We start from the raw sequence: 18,883 nt of genomic DNA on the forward strand, positions 1-18,883 counted from the left end.
GGGTGGTGTCCACGAGTGAGCGCTCCTGGGATGGGCGCCTGAACCACCTGGAGGGTGTCATGCACAGCTGCTGCGGTTGTTTCATCGTTCCGAAGGACGTGCTGGAGAAACTCGCCGCCGACAAGTCCCTGTCCGCCCGGTCACGCCAGGCGTTGCGCGATACCGGCGCCCTCGAGCCGGTGTGGCGTCAACTCAGGACCGCGCAGATCCGCGCGGCTCAAGCCGGAATGTTGTCCAGGAGTGCGACGACCACCGACAGGCTGGCGACACAACCGGAAGCGACGGTGTTCAACTGTAAGAACACCCGGTCGCTTCCCGGTGCCCCCGTGCTCAACCCGGCCTCGTCGTCGGACGCCACCGCCGGACGTGCCTACGAGGTGACGCTGGCTGTAGCCGACTTCTACGCCCAGTGCTTCGGACGCAACTCCGTCGATGACGCCGGCATGACCCTGGTGTCGTCGATCCACTACGACGTGCACTACTCCAACGCCTTCTGGAACGGCACCCAGATGACGTACGGCGACGGCGACGGCGAGGTCTTCGTCGATTTCACCGCGTCAACCGACGTGATCGGACACGAGTTGACCCACGGCGTAACTCAGTTCACGGCGGGTCTGAACTACACCAACGAGGCCGGCGGCCTCAACGAGAGCGTTTCCGACGTGTTCGGCACGATGTTCCGGCAATGGCGGAAGAACCAGACCGTTGACCAGGCCGACTGGCTCATCGGAGCTGACATCATCGGGCCGAAGGCCGCCGCGAAGGGTTACACCTGCCTGCGCGACATGGCCGACCCCGGCGCCCAGCACTGCCTGTCCCGGCAGCCCTGGCACTACCGCGACTACGTTCCGGGCGGCGATCCGCACACCAACAGCGGCATCCCCAATCACGCGTTCTATCTCGCGGCCAAGGCCATCGGCGGACAGTCCTGGGCGAAAGCCGGCAAGGCGTGGTACGCGGCACTCACCAGCCCCAAAGCATCGCCGAACATGAAGATGAGGTCATTCGCCAACCTGACTCGGTCGGCGGCAAAGTCCTTGTTTGCGACGGATGCCGATGTATACAGTGCGATTGACGCCGCGTGGCAGGCGGTGGGCATCGCGTAGCTGAAGCGGGGCACCGATGAGTCAATACGTCATCGAACGGCGCGGCGGTCTGGCCGGGTTGCCTGCGACAGGCCGCATCCAGGCCGACGCGCTGGATCCCGATGTCCGGGCGGCACTGGACCGCCTCGTCGACGGCGTGGCGCCGTTGCCGAGCGATTCCGGCGCCGATCGTTACACCTATGTGGTGACGCGTCGAACTCCGGCGGGGGACACCAGCCGTGAGATACCCGAAAGCCTGCTACCGCAGTCGGTGGCAACCCTGGTGCGAGAAACGATCTAACGCGCCACACCTTTCGAAGGAGCACGGGTGATCACTCTTGAACGACCCGTCGACGAGGCCGACGATCACCAGGCGTCCGCAACAGGCCACGCGGATGATCTCGGCGGCATGCGAAGATCGCTGCGCATCCTGCTGATGGGCTGGGTCGGTGTCGACTCGGCACTTGTCCTTGGATTGGCCGTGCGGAATGCGACGCTGACCAGCACCGCGTGGGATCTGATCGGGACGGCGCTGTTGAGCGCGATCGGCATCACCTGCGTGCTGGCATCGGTCCAGATCGCGAAGAGATCCCGCGGCGCCGCACTGACCGCGATGTTGAGCCAGGTCTTCGTCGCGGGACTCGCGGTCTATGTATGGATGGTCGATCAGCGCAGCCCGCAGAGCCAGCTCATGGGCGTCACGGGCGTCGTGTTGGCGATCGGCGGTATCGCCCTGTTGTGGGTGTTCTATCTGGGTCGCTACGCACGTGGTGCATTCAGTAGGAGTGCAGCCGTTGCTGTCGCATTGTTCCCATTGGTGGGTCTCGCCCAGTTCTGGATGCAGACCGAGTACCTGCCGGCGTCTGCACGTCCGCTCATCGACGTCAGCACCGAGCTGACGCCTACGGGCTCGACCGGCCCCATCGTTCATCTGTTGGCCAAAACGACCCTGCATAACCGTGGTTCGGTTCAGGCGGAGATCCATGCCGGATTGATGCGCGTGACGGCGTACCCCGCTGGAACACCGCCGGAGCCCGCCAGTACCGAATACCTGCTCGCCGGGTTGTCTCCGCTGGGGCGCGTACTGCGAGGCGAGTACCGCCAAACCCCGAACCTACCCGCCGACTCCGAGCTGCTGTACGCCAATCTGTTTGCCGCCCCTTATGACGACGCCTTCCTCTCGCCCGGCGGGACGGTCGAGCAAAAGGTGGTGATCGACATCGACTCGCGCAAAGTCCGGTTGGTGCGCCTGTCGGTGAACGGAGTCTTTGTCACCCACCGGATACTCAAGGACACCCATTCGTGTTACCCGCCCCAGATCTCGTTGGCTCGCGACCCGTTTGCCTTCTTCGACGAGGCGGGGAAGGTTCACGACTTCGGCGATAGCAAAGCCGGCGCCCTGTGTGCCGAGAGTCAGTTCGCCTCGACAGGTGCCATCCAGGATCTGGTTGCCGATCATCCGATGTCGAGGGTTTTTGTCGTGGTCGCTTCGCCGTCACCGGCGATGGATGCGCCGGTGCTGTTGACGTTCTTCGGCACCCGCGAAACCCTTGAAGATCCGCTCCGGCACATCGACACGATGGCCCAGATCGACAGGGCCAATCCCACCGTCATCCTGAGCGGTTCGGCCGAGTATGTGCCGTCGGACACCGAGTTTCCACCCGGTGCTCGTTAGCGACTGAATTCGGGTACAACGCTACTCGTGCCGGCCGGCCGCCCTGAGGCAGATAGTGGACTCCGACGGCCACCGCCCGGAGGGATATGCGCCATGACCCGGTCACTTGGCAAACGTGCGAATACCGACGACACCGACGCGGTCGTTCGCTGGATGGATATCGGTGCTGCGCGAACCGATCCCGAGACGACGCAGCTGCCGCCTATTCAGCCGGCAAGACGACGTCTGCACGCCGCCTGGCGAGAGAACGCGCAGAGCCGGATCGTCGAGCTCGATGTGGAAATCGACGATAGCGTCCCGTGGAGTGGTGGACTTCGGATCGGACGTGGTTCATGCGTCGTGATCGACGAGTCATGGTGAACGCTAAGCGATTTGGTGTTGTTTGGCAAGCGCTTCGGCGGTGTGTTTCTTGGCGATGACGGTGCGTAGTTCGTCCATGGAGACATCGGAGAGATAGCGGCGGGTGACCTGCCATTCGTCGTGGGCTTCGATGACTACCGCCGTCGCCAGGCGCAGGAACGCCGCGGGGTTGGGGAAGATCTCCACGACATCGGCCCGGCGCTTGATCTCCTTGTTCAACCGTTCTATGGGGTTGTTCGACCAGATCTTCTGCCAGTGGGCCTTCGGGAACGCGGTGAACGCCAGCACATCGGTCTTGGCCTCGCCCATCATGGCCGCGACCTTCGGAAACGATTCGGCGAGGGTGTCGGCGACGCGGTCCCACTGGTCGCCGACTCCCTCGGGGTCGGTGTGGGCGAAGATCGTCTTGACCGCCGCGGTCACCGCGGGGGCATGCTTCGCGGCCACGGCGGTGTGCAGGTTACGCATGAAATGCACCCGGCACCGCTGCCACGACGACCCACTGAACTGTTGGGCCACCGCAGCTTTCAAGCCCGCATGGGCATCGGAAATCACCAGGTGCACCCCGGACAGACCACGCGATTTGAGCGAGGCGAGGAACTCCCGCCAGAACTCGAAGGACTCGCTATCGCCGACAGCGGTGCCCAGCACCTCGCGGGTGCCGTCGATCGAGACCCCGGTGGCCACCACCAGGGCCTGGGAGACCACATGCGCCCCGACCCGCACCTTGCAGAACGTGGCGTCGCAGAACACGTACGGAAACTGCGTGTGAGCCAGGCTGCGGGTGCGAAACGCCTCGATCTCGGTATCGAGGCTTGGCGCAGATCCGGGAGACCTCCGACTTGGACACCCCGGATTCGACGCCCATCGCGGCTACCAGGTCATCGACGCTGCGCGTGGACACCCCGTGCACGTAGGCCTCCATGATCACCGCGTGCAGGGCCTTGTCGATGCGGCGGCGGCGTTCCAGCAGCGACGGGAAAAACGAGTAGCCCGCAGCTTGGGGATGCCCACCTCGATATCGCGGCGGTTGTGGCCACCGTCTTGGGGCGGTGCCCGTTGCGCTGCGTGCTACGCCCGCCGGTGCGCTCGTAGCGGTAAGCCCCGATCGCCTCGGTGGCCTCGGCCTCGATCAGCGCCTGCAGCCCGGCGCGGATCAGCTCAGCGAACACCGCACCGGAGTCGGCGGACTTGAGTGCATCGAGCTGGGCCAGCAGGGCAGAATGGTTCTGGGTCATCGCGTCGTGTGTCTTCCTGTTGAGTCACTTGGTAGGTAACTCACCGATCACTACGCGATGGCCCACCCCAACACCGGCACCGACACACCCGGGACCTTCAACCCTGGCCGGACCGCCTCCCGAAACCCCACCACCCCAGGGGACTTACCCAAATCGACTGTCTGGCCGAGCAGTTGGGAAACGCGATGTCCGCCGCACAACGACGCCGACTGGCCGAGGCGAAGGGCAGACTGCGTGCCGCTGATTCGGCCGTCAAGAGTCGTCCAGGAATACGGCACGCATGGACGGGGGTCGATGTCGCGCGGGCGCTGGCACACATCAATGCGGTCGAAGTAACGCTCACCGCCCTGTCGCCGCCCAATACCGTTGCCGCGAAACTGCCCGACATCATCGCCGACGCGGCCCTGCTCCTCAAACCCCACGATGCCCGCCTGGACGACCTGCGCCAGTACGCTGCGAAGCACGCCCTGACCGATGACGACCGTGGCGCCATCGCCCAGGATGTGCGGGCGATCTACGCGGCCTGTGCCGACGAACACGTCCGGACGCGCAGCTTTCGCAATCTCCTTTTCGGAGCCACCTTCGTGCTCACGCTGTTCGCAGTGGGGATCGGCCTACTCGGCTGGTGTGCGCCGGGCTGGTTCGCATTGTGCGTTCCCGATCATCCGACGGCCGCCACCTGTCCGACCGGGGGATGGGCGCCGTCGGGCGGTGACATCTTCCTGGTGGAATTCATCGGGCTGTTCAGCGCCGGCCTGATGGGGTCGGTCGCGATTCGCCGAATGCGGGGTTCGTCTACGCCGTACGCGGTTCCGATGGCCTCGCTGCTGGTGAAGTTGCCGACCGGCGCGCTGACGGCATTGGCCGGGCTGCTGCTGATCCGCGCCGGTGTCCTGGGCCCGGATGTCGCCGCCGCGGCTCGAGAACAGCTCGTGGCGTACGCACTGATCTTCGGCGGTTCGCAGCAGGCCTTCACCAGACTGATCGACGTTCAAACCCAGAACGTGCTCGACAGCATTCCCAGCCGAAACCGCGACGCGGCCAAACCCCAGAGCCCCGCCTCCCACTTCGATCAGGAGGAGCGGTGAACCGCCGAACCGTCACAGCGTGGTCTGGATCGGCGACGCCGGACTGGCTGCGATCGCGTCGAGCACCGCGATGTTGTGGACGATACTGCGGCTTTCCCATTCGGCTATCTCGCGGATGACCGCCTGGGACAGGGCGTTGAGCGCGGGCGCGTCGAAGACGGACACCACCTGCCCGGCGACTCGGCGATCGCGGATCCAGATCGTGGCATCGCGCGCGATCACCGGCTCTTGCGCCAGCAAGACGGCGAAGCGCCACGCGCTGTCGCGCATCGCCCGCACCGCACCGTTGATCGCGAACAGCTCGCCTGATCCCAACATCGCATAAAGATCGCTCAATGTCGGTGACAGTTGATTCACCCGGCCGACTACGTCGTTGACCTGGCCGGCCAGTACTGCATTGATCGTGTTGAAGTCGTCGCGCAGTGCCCACAGCGCCGATCCGGGCGAGACCTCGGCCGCCGCAATGCCCAGATCAAGAGCGATATGTGCGGTGATCCCGGCGACCAGATGCTGCAACAGGATCGGTCTCGCGGTGTTCGCGGCTTCGAAGGCCACCCACCAGGAGCGGGTTGCCCCCGGGTAGCGCTGCGAATGGAAGTGCCCGTTGAGCGCGTCGAAATAGCGGTTGGCGAAGGCAACGTCGAACCGCTCCATCCGGGGTCCGTCTTCGAAAGCGCCTTCGGTCACGGCCGTCTGCACCGCGACCGTGATCCGCTTGTACAGTGCCGCAAAGTAGCCCAGGCGGCTTGACGCACCGATCGACCAGTCGACGACGGTATCGATGGTGGCGACCACTTCGTCGAGTGTTGTGGCCGAGGGCAGCGGATCCGGTGGGGGCGGCATTGGGTTCATATGTCCGAGGATCCGCTGCACGGGTGGCGCAACATAGCGTAGTCGACTACGTGATCTGCTCCGGCTCGTTCGCAGTGCCGAGGCGCCGACACGTCGCCTGGCGCGTGAAAAGCCCGACTTCACAGCCGGATAACTGAAGTAGTTCGCTACGCTAGGCGCGGGATATCGGCCGACCCATCATCGGGGTAGGAAGTCAGCACCGAGATTGGAGTCGATATGCCCACGAAGAAAGCCGGATTGAAGACACCGGCCGCACCCGCTACTCATCCGAACCCCGTCCCGGCCGCGGCCCGGTTGGCTGCCCGCAACGGTAATGGCACCGCACGAATGGTCTTGGGGGACTCGGTTGGTGACAACCCCCAGGGGGAGCTGCCTCCTTCCGCTGCCGGCAAACTCGATGCTCGTGGCGGCGCGAACGCCTACGGCGCCTTCTCGATCGAAACCTTCGCCGACGCCGGCTCGCTGATGTACACCCACGAGGATGCCGCCGGCTTCCTCGGATACGTCAGCAAGTTCACCGCGCCGAACTTCTGGTACAAGGACGGCAATGTCCAAATCTGGTCGTACTACGAGGACTTCGACGATTGGCAGGACACCTATGGAATGGATGCGGTCAACGTTGCCTACCATTCCGGACACGGCGGACGCCGCGCGGACGGAAGTGTGTGGTTCCCACTGGGCGGCAACTGGAACAACCAGGGCACCAACGCATGGGCCGGCAACATGCGCCTGGGCAATGAACGTGCCAACTACCTGTTCTGGTCCACCTGTTTCGCCTGCCCGGTGTACGCCCCGCTGAACCCGATCATCACCTGGAACTCGGCAAATCTGGGCTTCCGCATGTTGTTCGGTTTCGAAACCACCAGCGTGGATGACGGCAACTACGGCAAGTACTTCTTCGAGGAGTGGAACAAGGGCAAGTCATTCAGCGCCGCCTGGATGGATGCCAGCTGGCGGATCTCCCACGGCCAGGTGCCGTCTGTCGTCGCCTGCGGTGCAACTCAGGCAGAGGCCACCGATCGGGTTAACAACGAGCGGCTGTTCAACTTTGGCCACGTCAGCAAGAACTGGTGGCAGTGGCGCTGGTATTACGCGTCCAGCCTGGCGCCGGCGAATCTGCGTGCACGCGAACGGCAGCTCACCGTCCCGGCAGACCTGCGCGGCGCGCGGTTGCGGCCGATCGAGGTCAATTCGCGAATTCTTCGCTCAGCGGTCGATCGCTTCGGGGTGCGCGTCAGTGTTCCCCGCGAGGTCGCGGTGTCGGCCAGCGGCGCCTTCCGGGTAGGCGAGGGCGACGCCCTGCTGGCGTTCGGGGCCGACGGGTCGGTCGAAGCGCAACTCGACCACCACAACTACGCCAACCACGACCAGATTCCGGTGAGCCAGGCGGCGGCGATCGCCCAAGAGGCCCTCGGTTTGTACGGGCTGACGCGTGATGCGGAGTTGGTCTTCGACAAGGTTCAGCATGCCGCCGAGGCCGGCGGCAGCGCCATGGGCGACGGCGAGCTGCTGGACCCGGTGGTGACCGGTACGACCATTCAGTTCAAGCAGATGATCAACGGTCTGCCGGTGATCACTCCCGGCGCCGGCGAGGTCCGGGTCTGTGTCGACAACGACGGCAAGGTCACCCGGGTCGCCAGCTCGGTCCGTGCGGTGGACCGGCTCACTCGCGGCGTTGGCGGTGGCGGCCCGACCCCGACTCCGGAAGGCGTCGAACAGCCCGCGGTAGCGGGACCCGACCAGGACCCGGTAGAGCAGCGTCTCGGGGCATCGTGGGCGCAGCATATGGCCCGCTGGGCGGCCAAGGGGCAGATGCCGGTCGGCTACTCGCTGGTGCCCGGGACCACCGAAGTCGGGTACGCAGTGCAACTCGACCAGGCGGTCTTGGTGGCCACTCGCGAGATCGAGGTGGACTTCGGCAATGGCTTGCGCAAGCGCTACCGTGTCGAGGCGCCGCTCGGATAAGTGCCCCCGTCGACTGGACCCGGGTTCGCTCGACCGGACCCGGGTTCATCGTGCGGATCGCCTACTGCGGTAACGCCTGGACGTCGAGGGTGAAACGCTTCAGCACGCCGGCCGCACCCTCCCAGCTCCGCCAGTACTTGAGCCGCAGGGTGCCTTCCCCTGGCGCGCGCACCGTGACTCGCAAGAGCGCCTCGCCGGCCGAACCCGTTGTCGCGGTGGGGTAGTCGCCGCTGGATCCGGTGAGCTCGAACAATCGTTCATCAAGACTGTCAACGCCCCAGCGGTAACCCGCTGGGGCGTTTTCAGGCAGTCGTATCTCGATCGTGTCGCCGACCTGCACCTGGATCCGGCGGCCGTCGTCGCGTTCGGTCAGGCTGATTGCCATTTCGTATCGCGCCTCGTGATCAGAGTGTCACTCCGTAGCTTTCGTTGTAGAAGGCGCCGTTGATGTATTCCGGGCTCGCGTAGCCGAACCCGTCGTCACCCCACCCGGTGCCCCAACTGTTGCGGATGATGAAGCGTCCGTCATCGGTGTAGCCGACCACGGCCACGGCATGGCCACCGCGGACCGTGGCGGGCTGGAACTGATCGAGTTTTCCGCCCGTTGTCGCCGCGTTGTCCCATGTCGCATCGACATTGAGGCCCACGAGGATCGGCCCGTGCTGGCTGACCCAGGTGCGCCAGTTGTCCAGATTGCGCTGCAGGTTGAAGTACGACGCGATCTTGTGCGTCGCGGCCGTGGCGTAGAAGGTGTTCTCGTTACCGGAGTACATCGCCGTGTTGATCGTGAACGGCAGCATCGTCTCGGGTACCGCACCGTAGTTGCGCAGAACGTCGACCGCTGCCTTCAGCGTGGTGCCTGCGCCTTCGATCATCGTCTCCGGCCGCGAGGTGAACTGGTCCGTCTCCTTGGACGCCATCCAGGCGAAGCGCGGTGACAATCTCGCCGTCTTCGCCAGCCTGCCGGCCGTCACGAACATGTAGCGCGCCACTGCATCGGCCGATGCCCAGCCGACACACGAGCCGGTATTGCCCTGGTCGCCTATGCCCCACCATGACTCGCGCAGGTCGACGCTGGGCGGTAGCGCAGCCGGGGCGCCGAGAACCCCTGCGTCCAGCGCGTCGGTGAATTTCCAGTCGGTCCTCGTCCTTTCGTCCGGTGTGGGAATCAGATTGCAGATCCGCTTGCGTTCCCCGCGCCGTGTTGAAACTTTTGCCATGTCACTGACCTCCGTCTGATTGGGTCGGGTGTGATACCCGAGTGCATCTCCAATCATCTTGAGCTGAAAGGCGATATGGCACGAGTAGGGAACTACCTCATTTCACCGAGCGCGACGCCGGTCAGGGCGCAAGCTTGGCCGCTGCGGCGATGGCCCACGCGACCTGCGGGTGCTTGATGTCGCTGTGGGCTCCGCTGAAGGCCGATTCGTTGGCGGCGATGACGGCATTGGCGTCCAGTGCGTAGAACCGGTGCGGGGCGAAGTCATAGGGGCTGCCGGGATCGGCAAGCGCAACGGCGTATGCAGCCGGATCGTTCTGGTATCCGTCATGTCCCATTGCGCCCCAGCGGTATACGAGGTCCTCAGCGGCCTGTGCGTCCTGGCGGACCAGCATGCTGGCGGCGGGATACCACCAGCCGACCGCCCGGTCGGCCCGGCTGAACGTTGCCAGCAGGGGACCGTCAACGCGTGCCTCGCAACCGGCGAGCTCGCCGGACCGACCGCTGTCGAACGGGAGCGACGTGGCGAAGGTGAAGTGCGAGAACGCTCCTTGGATCAGGGTTAGGGACTTGACCGGGCTGGCTGCCTGCGTCGCCGAGGCGGGCAGGCCGGCGAGGGCGTAGGAGACCAGCCGGGCGCCGAAGCTGTGGCCGATCAGGTGGATGCGCGGGGATCCGGCGGGGCCGCGGAGCCGCCCCAGCAACGGGCCCAGTCCCTCTTTGCCGACGACCCCGGCGCGGTTCTTCATTTCGTAGTAGCTCAGCGTGCGCAACACTTCTCGCGCGCCCGACCACAGTCCGGCGAACGGATTGCCCAGCCCTTGCGCATTGCCGGTGCCGGCGGGTGCCATCGCGGCGGCGTGGCCCAGCACGGTGGCGGTGTCGGCCGTCGCGTCGGTGCACAGCAGGCCAGCTTCACCGGTGTCCTCGCTGCCTTGCGGCGCGGTGGTGACGAGGCCGCTTGCCAGGGTGTGGAATTCGATGAGCTTGTCGGGGTCCTGGGGTTGGGAGTCGAGCAGAAGCCCCAAAGTGTCGAGGTGCCCTTGCTGGTCGGGGAAAGCCGGGGCGAGTGCAGCGGCCAGTTGTGATCCCGTGGAGGGCACCGGCGGCGCGGTGGCCGGATCGTCATCGGGAAACAGCAGCGATGGCCACACCACGCCGACGGCTGCGCTGGTGGCGGTGTGAGTGCCGAGTTGATCCGCCAGCAGTGAGAACATCGCATGGTAGAGGTCGCGGGCGGAGTCGACACCGTTGTTCCAGCCGTGCGAGAAGATGAACAGGTCGGCGATGCCGCCGGCCGCGACCGCCGCGGGCAGGCCACCGTCACCGTGTCCGGCTTCGGAGTTCAACGAGCCGTCAGCGTTGAAATCCAGTTCGTAGTAAGGTAATCCGTTGATGGTGGTCATGTCTTTCCTCTCGGATCCTACGTGCTGGACAGGGCCCGAAGCAGGTTGATCAGGCCGGCTCCCTGAAAGAATTGGTGCCGGCCGAGATCGGTCGCGGTGTCGACGAAGATCTTCTTGACACGCTGTGGTTCGCCGATGAACTCGGTGCGCGCCGACAGGAAGGCGGCGATCGCACCGGACACATGGGCGGCAGCCATCGAGGTGCCGCTGTCTTCGATGTAGCGGGCCAGCTCCGAGGGATCCTGCGGTTTGGCCGCCAACGGTGGAACCCCGGCTGCCTGTTTCCCGGTCGCCGCGGAGGTGATCCGTTCGCCGGGCGCCACCAGTTCGGGTTTGAGCCGCCCGTCGAGGGTGGGACCTTTCGACGAATCGAAGGTCACACCGAAGGTGTGGGGTTTGTAGCGGTGCACCGAACCGACGGTGATGGCCGATGCGGCGTTGCCCGGGTCGGTGATGGTGGACAGCTGCCCGTACACATCGCCGCCCGCGCCGGCGGCCTGGGCGCCGACGCCGACACCGGCGCCGACGACCCCGGCGCCCAAGTTGCCTGCGCTGACCACGGCGACCACCCCGGTCCCCACGAGCAGGTCCAGTTCCCGGCACAGCGGGCTTTGCCCGGCGGCGTAATCCCTGATGAGCCAGCCGCAGCCGAGCGACAGATTCACTCCGTGGATGACCAGATCGCGGCCGCCGGCGTTGACGGTGCGCACATAGTCGAGCGCATCGATCACCGCACTGGACAGGGTCTGTCCGTCCTCGTCGAGCACTCGCAGGCTGACCAGGTTCGCGCGCGGAGCCACTCCGCTCAGTGCGGCACCGGGCGGTAGGTCTCGCTGAACCCAGCGCGGAAGCCCCTGCGCTGTCGGCTCGTTGGCGGCGATGCGGACTATGGCCTGATCCGCGGGTGCCTGGCCGGCGATGATGCCCGCGACGTGGGTGCCGTGCCCGAAGGGATCCGTCAGCGGAGATGATCCGGTGGTGGGGCTGGCCGGGTCGGTGATGGTGAAATCGCGGTGCAGCGACGCCACCGAACTCGCCGAGAGCGTGGCGGTGCCGGTGAAATGCGGGTGGTGCTCGTCGATCCCGGAATCGATCACCGCCCAGATCACACCGGTGCCGTCGCACCGGAAGGTGCGTGATGCGGCGTCCGCCTGGATGGTCGTCACCGAACGATCCAGATGAGCGCTGACCACGAAATCCGGCCATACGTGGTAGATCAGGTCCAGCGCGCGCTCCGTGCCGGCCTTGGTGGGCCGGGTGCCGCCCTGCACAAGTCGCTCCACCTCGGCCGGGGTCAACGTGCACCGCATGTAGTGCCGGCCGACGGGAACCGGCTGGGGCGGTCGACTACGTGCGCGAAAGACGTGCGTGAACAAGTCGTTGAACTGGTCCCGGACCGCCTGGGTGTCTGCACCCGGTGGTAGCCGCAATTCAACGAGAACCACCCGGCGGCCCTGCTCGACGGAGCGCACCGCTCGGTCGGCCTCCGGGGGCACTTCGCCTCGAGGTGCAAGCAACAGCTCGCTGACCATTGGTCGGCGGCGGGGGCTCCGGGGTTGTGCACCGGCGGTCACAGGCGTGGTCCTCAAGCCCGCCGCGGCACGTCCGCCGCTGAACGGACGATGGTGCCCAGCCTTGGCGACATTCACTGATTGTCACTCCGATCTTCGTGGTACGCAGCAGTATCTGGCCACTGCTTTCGCGGTGGAGATGACTGGTCAGTCCTCAAAGTGGCGGTCGTAGTCCCAACGCTCAAGCCGCAGCTGCATTTCGTGCGCGCCGCTCGAAATGAGCACGATCAGCACGGCCACACAGGTGGCGACGACGATGCTCATAGCCGGCACATCTCGCGCGCCATGCGCGAGGACTCCAGGTAATCAAGCACACTCGGGTAACGGGTCGGCGGCGCGGGAAGTTCACGCAGTGAAGCCAGCGTCCGGCGCACCGCGGCCGCCAGCCGGTGGCCCGTATCGTGGCGCGGAAACGAAACCGCCGCTGCCGTCCCCAGTAGAATTTCGTGCTCGGTGATGACGGTGGGCGACGAGAGTGGCGCGGGATCGGCCGCTTCGACCGTTGCGACATCTCGCGTTTGCGATAACACGGACATTTCGAATTCTCCTCACATCGTTTCGGTTCCTGATTGGAGAAAATTAGGACCGCCGACCGCTGGCCGCACGAGTGGACGGCTACCTGTCTTGAGCAGCGGGTAGCCGCGAATACACAGATGAAGGGGTGTACTGACGACCCGGAATCGCCGAATATGGAGTATTCGACTACTCGTGTTCTTTCCGATGTGACGTTCGACGATCGACGAGGCCGGGGATCGGAATCGAAAGACCACAGAGAGGCGGGATCGAAGTGCGGGCAACAATGTCGCGGTTCATGTCGAGAGCCGCCGAAAGGGCCGATCGCACGATCGGGTGGTCGCGGCTGCCCAGGCCGCTGGCGGTCGCGGTGTTGGTCGGGCTGCGCAATCAGCTACGGGCATACAACCTTTACGACGTGGGCCGCGGCCCCGCAGACCGGCCGCCGGACGACGGACAAGCCTTCGGCAACCCGCTGGGCGCCCGAACCCTCAACGGCACCTATAACGATGTCGACGACCCGCTGATGGGTTCACAGGGAAGCAGGTTCGGCCGCAATGTCCCGCCGGCGTACACCTACCCGGAGGATCCCGCGGAACTGCTGGATCCGAATCCGCGGCTGGTCAGCCGGCGGTTGCTCGGTCGCGACCATTTTCAGCCGGCCACCACTCTCAACCTGCTGGCCGCCGCGTGGATCCAGTTCGAGGTGCACGACTGGTTCAGTCACGGCACCGTCGGCGCGCAGCCCTGGCAGATCCCGCTGCACGACCATGACCCCTGGCCGCAGCGGCCCATGACGATCAACCGCGCGGCGCCCGACCCCAGCCCTGATCCGGACGGTCCGCCCACGTTCGTGACCGGCGACACCCACTGGTGGGACGCCTCGCAGATCTACGGATCTACGCCGGATTTCTGTGCCGGGCTGCGTGCCGGCCACCACGGTCAGCTCAAGCTCGACCAGATGGGGTTGCCGCCGGCCGAACTGGAGCGCCACCTAGACCTGAGCGGCGCCGCCGGGAACTTCTGGGTCGGCCTGGCCATCTTGCACTCACTGTTCATGCGTGAACACAACGCGATCTGCGAACAGCTTGCGGCCCGGTACCCGCAGCTGGGCGATCAGGAACTGTACGAGAAGGCCCGGCTGGTCAACGCCGCGCTGATCGCCAAGATCCACACGATCGATTGGACACCGGCCATCATCGCCCACCCGACAACCGTGTTCGCCATGCGAGCGAACTGGTTTGGGGTACTGGGCGAGCGGTTCCGGCGTCGCTTCGGGCGCATCACCGACAGCGAGGTGCTGCAGGGCATACCCGGGTCACCCACCAACCATCACGGCGTTCCCTATTCGCTCACCGAAGAGTTTGTGGCCGTCTACCGTATGCATCCGCTGATCCCCGACAGCTTCTTGTTCCGCTCGCTCGCCGATGACTGTGTCGTGGCCGAACACGAGTTCCCCGACCTGACCGTCCTGCACGTGCGCGAGCGGCTGGGCGAGATGTCGATGGCCGACATCTTCTACTCGTTTGGTCGCGCCCACCCCGGCGCCATCACGCTGCACAACTACCCGCGGCACCTGCAGCACTTCGAGCGCCCAGACGGATCACTGCTCGACCTGGCCGCCACCGACATACTCAGGGTGCGCGAGCGAGGCGTGCCGCGCTACAACGAGTTCCGGCGTCTGCTGCGTCTCAAACCGGTGTCGTCGTTCGACGAGTTGACCGACAACCCAGTATGGGCCGAGGAACTACGTCAGATCTACGCCGACGTGGAGAGGGTCGACCTGATGGTCGGGCTGTACGCCGAACCCAAGCCGAGAGGATTCGGGTTCAGTGACACCGCGTTTCGGATCTTTGTGCTGATGGCATCGCGCAGACTCGCCAGCGACCGCTTCTTCACGCGCGATTTCCGTCCCGAGGTCTACACCCCGGCGGGGATGGACTGGGTCGCCGACAACGACATGCGGACCGTGCTGCTGCGGCATTTCCCGGCACTGGCACCGGCCCTGGACGGCGTCGCCAATCCCTTCGCGCCCTGGCATCCCGTCGACGCGTCGTCGCGAGCGTCGGCGGCCGGTATTCCCGGCGAGGGCGTGGCACGCAGCGATACCGAACGCAGCTACGTGCGTTACCGCGAAGACCTGGAGCGGCCACGATCCGACGAGAACGAGGTGATCGACCGGATCACCGCCGCGCTGCGTCACAACAATGAACGGGCCTATCGCAAGTTCAAGCACGGTCTGCGCGACGCGCACGCCAAGAGCCATGCGATCCTGCGCGGAGAACTCACCGTCTACCCCGATCTCCCCGAAGAGCTGGCGCAGGGGCTGTTCGCCGCGCCCGCGACCTACCCGGTGATCGCGCGGATCTCCACGACGTCGGGAGTGCTGCGCAGCGATCAGATCCGCGGTGTCCGCGGCCTGGCGATCAAGGTCCTCGGTGTGCGTGGACCGCGCGCCCTGGCCGATGACGATGCCTCCACGCAGGATTTCATCATGGTGACTCACCGCGAGTTCTTGTTCGCCGACGCCCATGCCTACCTTGCGCAGGGAATGCCGACCGCCCGGGTGCTGGCGATGCTGCCAGACCGTGCGCTGTGGGCGGGCAGCGAGCTCTTGGCCGCCGTGAACAAGGTCGGTGTCCGGCTGCCGTCGAACCTCGCGGTATTCGTCGCGCCCAATACCCACATCCTGGGCGAGACGTTTTATTCGTCGGCGCCGCTGCGCTACGGCGACTACGTCGCGAAGATGCTCTACGCGCCGTTGTCGGACGCGGTGCGCAACCTCCAAGGCCAACTGGTGTCTCGCGATGCCGGCCAGGACGCCCATCGGGACCTGATGGTCCAGTTCTTTCGCGACAACAGCGCCGAATACGAACTGCGCGTGCAACTGTGCACCGACACCGTGACGATGCCGATCGAAGACGCCACGGTGGCCTGGCCCGAAGCCGCATCGCCGCACCGGCCGGTGGCCAAGATAACCTTTCCCCCCCAAAACCCGTGCAGCCCGGAGCGGCGTGCCTTCGGTGACGATGTGCTGTCGTTCAACTCCTGGCGCGCACTGGCAGATCACCGTCCCCTCGGCTCCATCAACCGGCTCAAGAGGCAGGTTTATGAGGCGTCGAGCCAATTTCGTCACACCGTGAACGCCGCGCCGCGAATCGAACCGACCGATATCACGCAGCTGCCGGATTGACCCGGGTCGCTGCAGCCGCCATGCATGCGCCAGGCCGGAGGAATGCGATTCTGAAGCGGATTATTGCTGGTGACGCGCGGAAAGCCGACTTACACTATCGATCCATGGCAGGCGGTTGGCGGCTGCTCGATCGCCCCGTGGAATACGAGGCGATCCGCTCTTCGCTGAGCGACGAAGACAGCTGCGGTGTGGTCCTGGTGGGCTCCGCCGGAGTCGGCAAGACGACTTTGGCCCGCGCCGTCACCAGATCGCTGACTTCGCAGGTGCGCTGGGTGGCATGCACCGAGTCCTCCCGCAGTATCCCGCTGGGTGCGTTTGCCCAGTGGGTGGAGGCGTCCGCCTCACGCGACCCGATCGCGCTGCTGATGTCGGCGCGCAAATCCCTTCTGGCCGACGGTGACACCGTTATCGGTGTTGACGACGCGCACCTGTTGGACGAACTGTCGGCCACTTTGCTGCACCAGATCGTGGTGGAGCGGGCGGCGCGCGTGGTGGCCACGGTGCGCAGCGGCGAACCGGTTCTCGACGCCGTCACCGCGCTGTGGAAGGACGGGCACCTGCGACGCCTCGAGCTTCAGGTCTTCACCAAGGAACAAAGTGTCGCGCTGGTCGAATCGGCCCTGGGCGGGACGCTCGAGGGGCTCAGCGCCGACGTCATGTGGGAAGCGTCGGGCGGCAATCCGTTGTTCTTGCGCCACTTGGTCGAGGGGGCGGTCGATGCGGGAACTTTGACTGAAGTCAACGGCGTGTGGCAGCTGCGTGGGCCGACGACGATCCCGTCCGGTCTGGCTGCTCTGCTCGACGAGCGTCTCGATCGCGCCGGCAATGACGTCGTCGGCGCGTTGAAGCTGTTGGCGCTGTGCGAACCACTGGACGTTGATGCGTTGTGTGAGTTGGCCGGTGAGGAGGCGGTGGACGCCGCAGAGGTGCAAGGCCTGATCCGCGTCGCGCAGGACGGTCGGCACCTCAGCGCGCGGTTCAGCCACCCCGTATTCGGTGACGTCGTCCGCCGCCGGGTCGGGACCGCGTCGGCACGCAGTCTGCGCGGCCGCATCGTGCAGGTTCTTCGAGACCGTGATCTGGAATCGGCCACTGACCGCATCCGGCTGGCGCACTTGTGCATCGACAGCGACCAGGTGGTGGATATGGGCTCGCTCATCAGCGCGGCCAAGGACGCGATCTTCCTGTCGAACCTGCCGCTTGGGGAACGGTTGGCACGCGCGGCGTTTGAGCGGGGTGGTGGTTTGCGCGCCGCCGAACTCCTGTCGCGGGCGCTGCTATGGCAGGGCCATCCGGTCCAAGCCGACGAGATCCTCGCCCGCTTTGATCCGTCCCACCTCGATGAGCTACAGCTCGTACAGTGGGGCATCCCTCGGCTGTCGATCCTGTTCTGGTCGATGGGTGATATCACGCAGGCCACCGAGCTCTTGAAACTGTTGCACAGCCGCGTGGAACACCCGGCCCTCAAGCTCATCGTGGACGCCACCGAGTCGGCAATGGCAGTCCACCAGAACAAGATCGACGAGGGATTGGCCGCAGCCGAGAAGGTGTTGGCGGACCCCCACGCCCCGAAGCAAGCCATCGATTTCGCCGCTTTCGGTGCGGGACTCGCCATGCCGCTCGCGGGCCGCGGGGGTGATTTCGAACCGATTGCCGCCAGGTGCCGCGCCGAGCAGAAGGCCACCGACGGCATGCTTCGGGTAATGGTGCGCTACGGCGATGTGCTGGCGCTCACCTACGTCGGGGAACTCGACCTGGCCGATCGGCGGGTAGCCGAGTACGCGCAGTTCTCGTCTGCCGGGCAGTTCGTCGGATGGGCGATTGCCAAGATCATGGCCGGCCTGGTCGCGACATATCGTGGCAGATTCCGCGATGCGATCTCGTCGATGGAGCAGGCGATCGCGGCGTTGAACGCTGAAGCCTCACTGCCCTGGCAGCTGCCCGCACGGGTGCTGCTGGTGCGCGCGCACGCCGCGCTGACCAACATCGACGAGGCAGAGCGGGTGCTGGACGCTACCAAGGAACACACCGGCCCGCACGAGGCGCTGTGGGAGCCGCAGGTGATGATCGCCAAGTCGTGGCTTGCCGCCGCCAAGGGCGGCGAACGCTCGGCCGTCGACTTGGCCCGCGCCGCCGCAGGTCTCGCCCGCAGCTCGGGCCAGTTCGCGGTCGAAGCCGAGGCATTGCACCATGCGGCCCGGTTCGGCGACCGCACCGTCGCCGGTCGACTGCGGACATTGGCGACACGCGTCGGGGGACAGGTCGCGGCCATGTACGCCCGACATGCGGAGGCCGTGGGCGCCGGGGACGCGTCTGCCCTGGACGCGGCCAGTGTCGAATTCGAAGCCGCGGGCTTGATGTTGTCCGCCGCGGACGCCGTCGCGCAGGCGGTGCCGTTGTACGAGCGTGCCGGTCAGCGGCGCAGGAGCGCGGAGTCAGCAGCGCGTGCGCTGTGGCTTGCCACGCATTGCGACGGGGCGATGACGCCGGCCATCAGAAATGCGGCGCGACCCCTGCCGGTGACCTCACGCGAGCGTGAGATCGCGGCGTTGATCGCCCGTGGACTGTCGAATCGGCAGATCGCCGAGCGGCTGACGGTGTCGGTCCGCACTGTCGAGGGTCACATCTACCGCGCCTGCATCAAGCTCGACATCGCCGATCGCGACGATCTCGCGAAGATCGTCTGGCAGGAGCCCGCCGGATAGCCGAGGCGCGGCG

Annotated in this window: 14 protein-coding genes and 2 pseudogenes; 9 read left to right on the forward strand and 7 right to left on the reverse strand. The window is 65.8% G+C overall.

All coding sequences use genetic code 11. From position 1 onward, the window contains the following. Positions 1 to 59 precede the first annotated feature (59 nt). The 4 genes from K3U94_RS05415 to K3U94_RS05430 all read left to right on the forward strand — a co-directional run bounded on the left by K3U94_RS05415 (position 60) and on the right by K3U94_RS05430 (position 3,120). Positions 60 to 1,106 (forward strand): M4 family metallopeptidase, encoded by a 1,047-nt coding sequence (locus K3U94_RS05415; protein WP_220696684.1) that lies wholly within the window; start codon positions 60 to 62, stop codon positions 1,104 to 1,106. Positions 1,107 to 1,122: 16 nt separating this feature from the next. Next, positions 1,123 to 1,386, forward strand: a complete 264-nt coding sequence (locus tag K3U94_RS05420) for a protealysin inhibitor emfourin (RefSeq protein WP_220695827.1) — start codon at positions 1,123 to 1,125, stop codon at positions 1,384 to 1,386. Positions 1,387 to 1,620: 234 nt separating this feature from the next. Then, the gene (locus K3U94_RS05425) at positions 1,621 to 2,760 is read left to right on the forward strand and encodes a hypothetical protein (RefSeq protein ID WP_220695828.1); all 1,140 of its coding nucleotides are present in this window, start codon (positions 1,621 to 1,623) and stop codon (positions 2,758 to 2,760) included. 93 nt (positions 2,761 to 2,853) lie between these two features. Continuing rightward, entirely contained in the window at positions 2,854 to 3,120 is a 267-nt protein-coding gene (locus tag K3U94_RS05430) for a hypothetical protein (protein WP_220695829.1), read from the forward strand. A gap of 3 nt (positions 3,121 to 3,123) precedes the next feature. On the opposite strand, the pseudogene K3U94_RS05435 reads toward K3U94_RS05430, so the two are convergent. Next, positions 3,124 to 4,358 (reverse strand): annotated as a pseudogene (locus K3U94_RS05435) (IS256 family transposase). A gap of 185 nt (positions 4,359 to 4,543) precedes the next feature. Here K3U94_RS05435 and K3U94_RS05440 point away from each other — a divergent pair. Continuing rightward, positions 4,544 to 5,446: a hypothetical protein gene (locus tag K3U94_RS05440; protein WP_220695830.1), complete on the forward strand. Its 903-nt coding sequence runs from the start codon at positions 4,544 to 4,546 to the stop codon at positions 5,444 to 5,446. 12 nt (positions 5,447 to 5,458) lie between these two features. Here K3U94_RS05440 and K3U94_RS05445 read toward each other — a convergent pair whose 3' ends face one another. Then, positions 5,459 to 6,298 (reverse strand): DUF5995 family protein, encoded by an 840-nt coding sequence (locus K3U94_RS05445; protein WP_220695831.1) that lies wholly within the window; start codon positions 6,296 to 6,298, stop codon positions 5,459 to 5,461. A 216-nt stretch (positions 6,299 to 6,514) separates the two neighbouring features. Here K3U94_RS05445 and K3U94_RS05450 point away from each other — a divergent pair, with 216 nt between their 5' ends. Next, positions 6,515 to 8,263 (forward strand): DUF6345 domain-containing protein, encoded by a 1,749-nt coding sequence (locus tag K3U94_RS05450; protein ID WP_220695832.1) that lies wholly within the window; start codon positions 6,515 to 6,517, stop codon positions 8,261 to 8,263. A 61-nt stretch (positions 8,264 to 8,324) separates the two neighbouring features. Here the strand turns inward: K3U94_RS05450 and K3U94_RS05455 are convergent, their stop codons facing one another. The 5 genes from K3U94_RS05455 to K3U94_RS05475 form a co-directional block, all read right to left on the reverse strand. Next, on the reverse strand, positions 8,325 to 8,648 hold the full coding sequence (locus K3U94_RS05455) for a protease inhibitor I42 family protein (protein ID WP_220695833.1): 324 nt from the start codon (positions 8,646 to 8,648) through the stop codon (positions 8,325 to 8,327). 19 nt (positions 8,649 to 8,667) lie between these two features. Then, a complete protein-coding gene (locus K3U94_RS05460) occupies positions 8,668 to 9,483 on the reverse strand; it encodes a C1 family peptidase (RefSeq protein WP_230987433.1) in 816 nt (271 codons plus the stop codon). 121 nt (positions 9,484 to 9,604) lie between these two features. Beyond that, positions 9,605 to 10,888 (reverse strand): serine/threonine protein kinase, encoded by a 1,284-nt coding sequence (locus tag K3U94_RS05465; protein WP_220695834.1) that lies wholly within the window; start codon positions 10,886 to 10,888, stop codon positions 9,605 to 9,607. A 17-nt stretch (positions 10,889 to 10,905) separates the two neighbouring features. Beyond that, positions 10,906 to 12,420: a S8 family peptidase gene (locus K3U94_RS05470; protein ID WP_220695835.1), complete on the reverse strand. Its 1,515-nt coding sequence runs from the start codon at positions 12,418 to 12,420 to the stop codon at positions 10,906 to 10,908. 299 nt (positions 12,421 to 12,719) lie between these two features. Further along, on the reverse strand, positions 12,720 to 12,995 hold the full coding sequence (locus K3U94_RS05475; RefSeq protein ID WP_220695836.1) for a hypothetical protein: 276 nt from the start codon (positions 12,993 to 12,995) through the stop codon (positions 12,720 to 12,722). 245 nt (positions 12,996 to 13,240) lie between these two features. Between K3U94_RS05475 and K3U94_RS05480 the strand changes: the two are divergent. The 3 genes and pseudogenes from K3U94_RS05480 to K3U94_RS05490 all read left to right on the forward strand — a co-directional run. Next, positions 13,241 to 15,043, forward strand: a pseudogene (locus tag K3U94_RS05480) (peroxidase family protein); the annotation flags it as partial. 21 nt (positions 15,044 to 15,064) lie between these two features. Continuing rightward, entirely contained in the window at positions 15,065 to 16,165 is a 1,101-nt protein-coding gene (locus K3U94_RS05485) for a catalase family protein (protein WP_220696686.1), read from the forward strand. 104 nt (positions 16,166 to 16,269) lie between these two features. Beyond that, complete coding sequence (locus K3U94_RS05490) at positions 16,270 to 18,870, forward strand: LuxR C-terminal-related transcriptional regulator (RefSeq protein WP_220695837.1); 2,601 nt, start codon at positions 16,270 to 16,272, stop codon at positions 18,868 to 18,870. The last annotated feature ends 13 nt before the right edge of the window (positions 18,871 to 18,883 follow it).

The organism is Mycolicibacter heraklionensis (assembly GCF_019645815.1).
Taxonomy (GTDB): domain Bacteria; phylum Actinomycetota; class Actinomycetes; order Mycobacteriales; family Mycobacteriaceae; genus Mycobacterium; species Mycobacterium heraklionense.

What these genes read in the sequence shown, in the direction of transcription:
- K3U94_RS05415 (WP_220696684.1), top strand. Translation starts at nt 60, where the DNA reads ATGCACAGCTGCTGCGGTTGTTTCATCGTTCCGAAGGACGTGCTGGAG.
- K3U94_RS05420 (WP_220695827.1), top strand. Translation starts at nt 1,123, where the DNA reads ATGAGTCAATACGTCATCGAACGGCGCGGCGGTCTGGCCGGGTTGCCT.
- K3U94_RS05430 (WP_220695829.1), top strand. Translation starts at nt 2,854, where the DNA reads ATGACCCGGTCACTTGGCAAACGTGCGAATACCGACGACACCGACGCG.
- K3U94_RS05440 (WP_220695830.1), top strand. Translation starts at nt 4,544, where the DNA reads ATGTCCGCCGCACAACGACGCCGACTGGCCGAGGCGAAGGGCAGACTG.
- K3U94_RS05445 (WP_220695831.1), bottom strand. Translation starts at nt 6,298, where the DNA reads ATGAACCCAATGCCGCCCCCACCGGATCCGCTGCCCTCGGCCACAACA.
- K3U94_RS05450 (WP_220695832.1), top strand. Translation starts at nt 6,515, where the DNA reads ATGCCCACGAAGAAAGCCGGATTGAAGACACCGGCCGCACCCGCTACT.
- K3U94_RS05455 (WP_220695833.1), bottom strand. Translation starts at nt 8,648, where the DNA reads ATGGCAATCAGCCTGACCGAACGCGACGACGGCCGCCGGATCCAGGTG.
- K3U94_RS05460 (WP_230987433.1), bottom strand. Translation starts at nt 9,483, where the DNA reads ATGGCAAAAGTTTCAACACGGCGCGGGGAACGCAAGCGGATCTGCAAT.
- K3U94_RS05465 (WP_220695834.1), bottom strand. Translation starts at nt 10,888, where the DNA reads ATGACCACCATCAACGGATTACCTTACTACGAACTGGATTTCAACGCT.
- K3U94_RS05470 (WP_220695835.1), bottom strand. Translation starts at nt 12,420, where the DNA reads ATGGTCAGCGAGCTGTTGCTTGCACCTCGAGGCGAAGTGCCCCCGGAG.
- K3U94_RS05475 (WP_220695836.1), bottom strand. Translation starts at nt 12,995, where the DNA reads ATGTCCGTGTTATCGCAAACGCGAGATGTCGCAACGGTCGAAGCGGCC.
- K3U94_RS05490 (WP_220695837.1), top strand. Translation starts at nt 16,270, where the DNA reads ATGGCAGGCGGTTGGCGGCTGCTCGATCGCCCCGTGGAATACGAGGCG.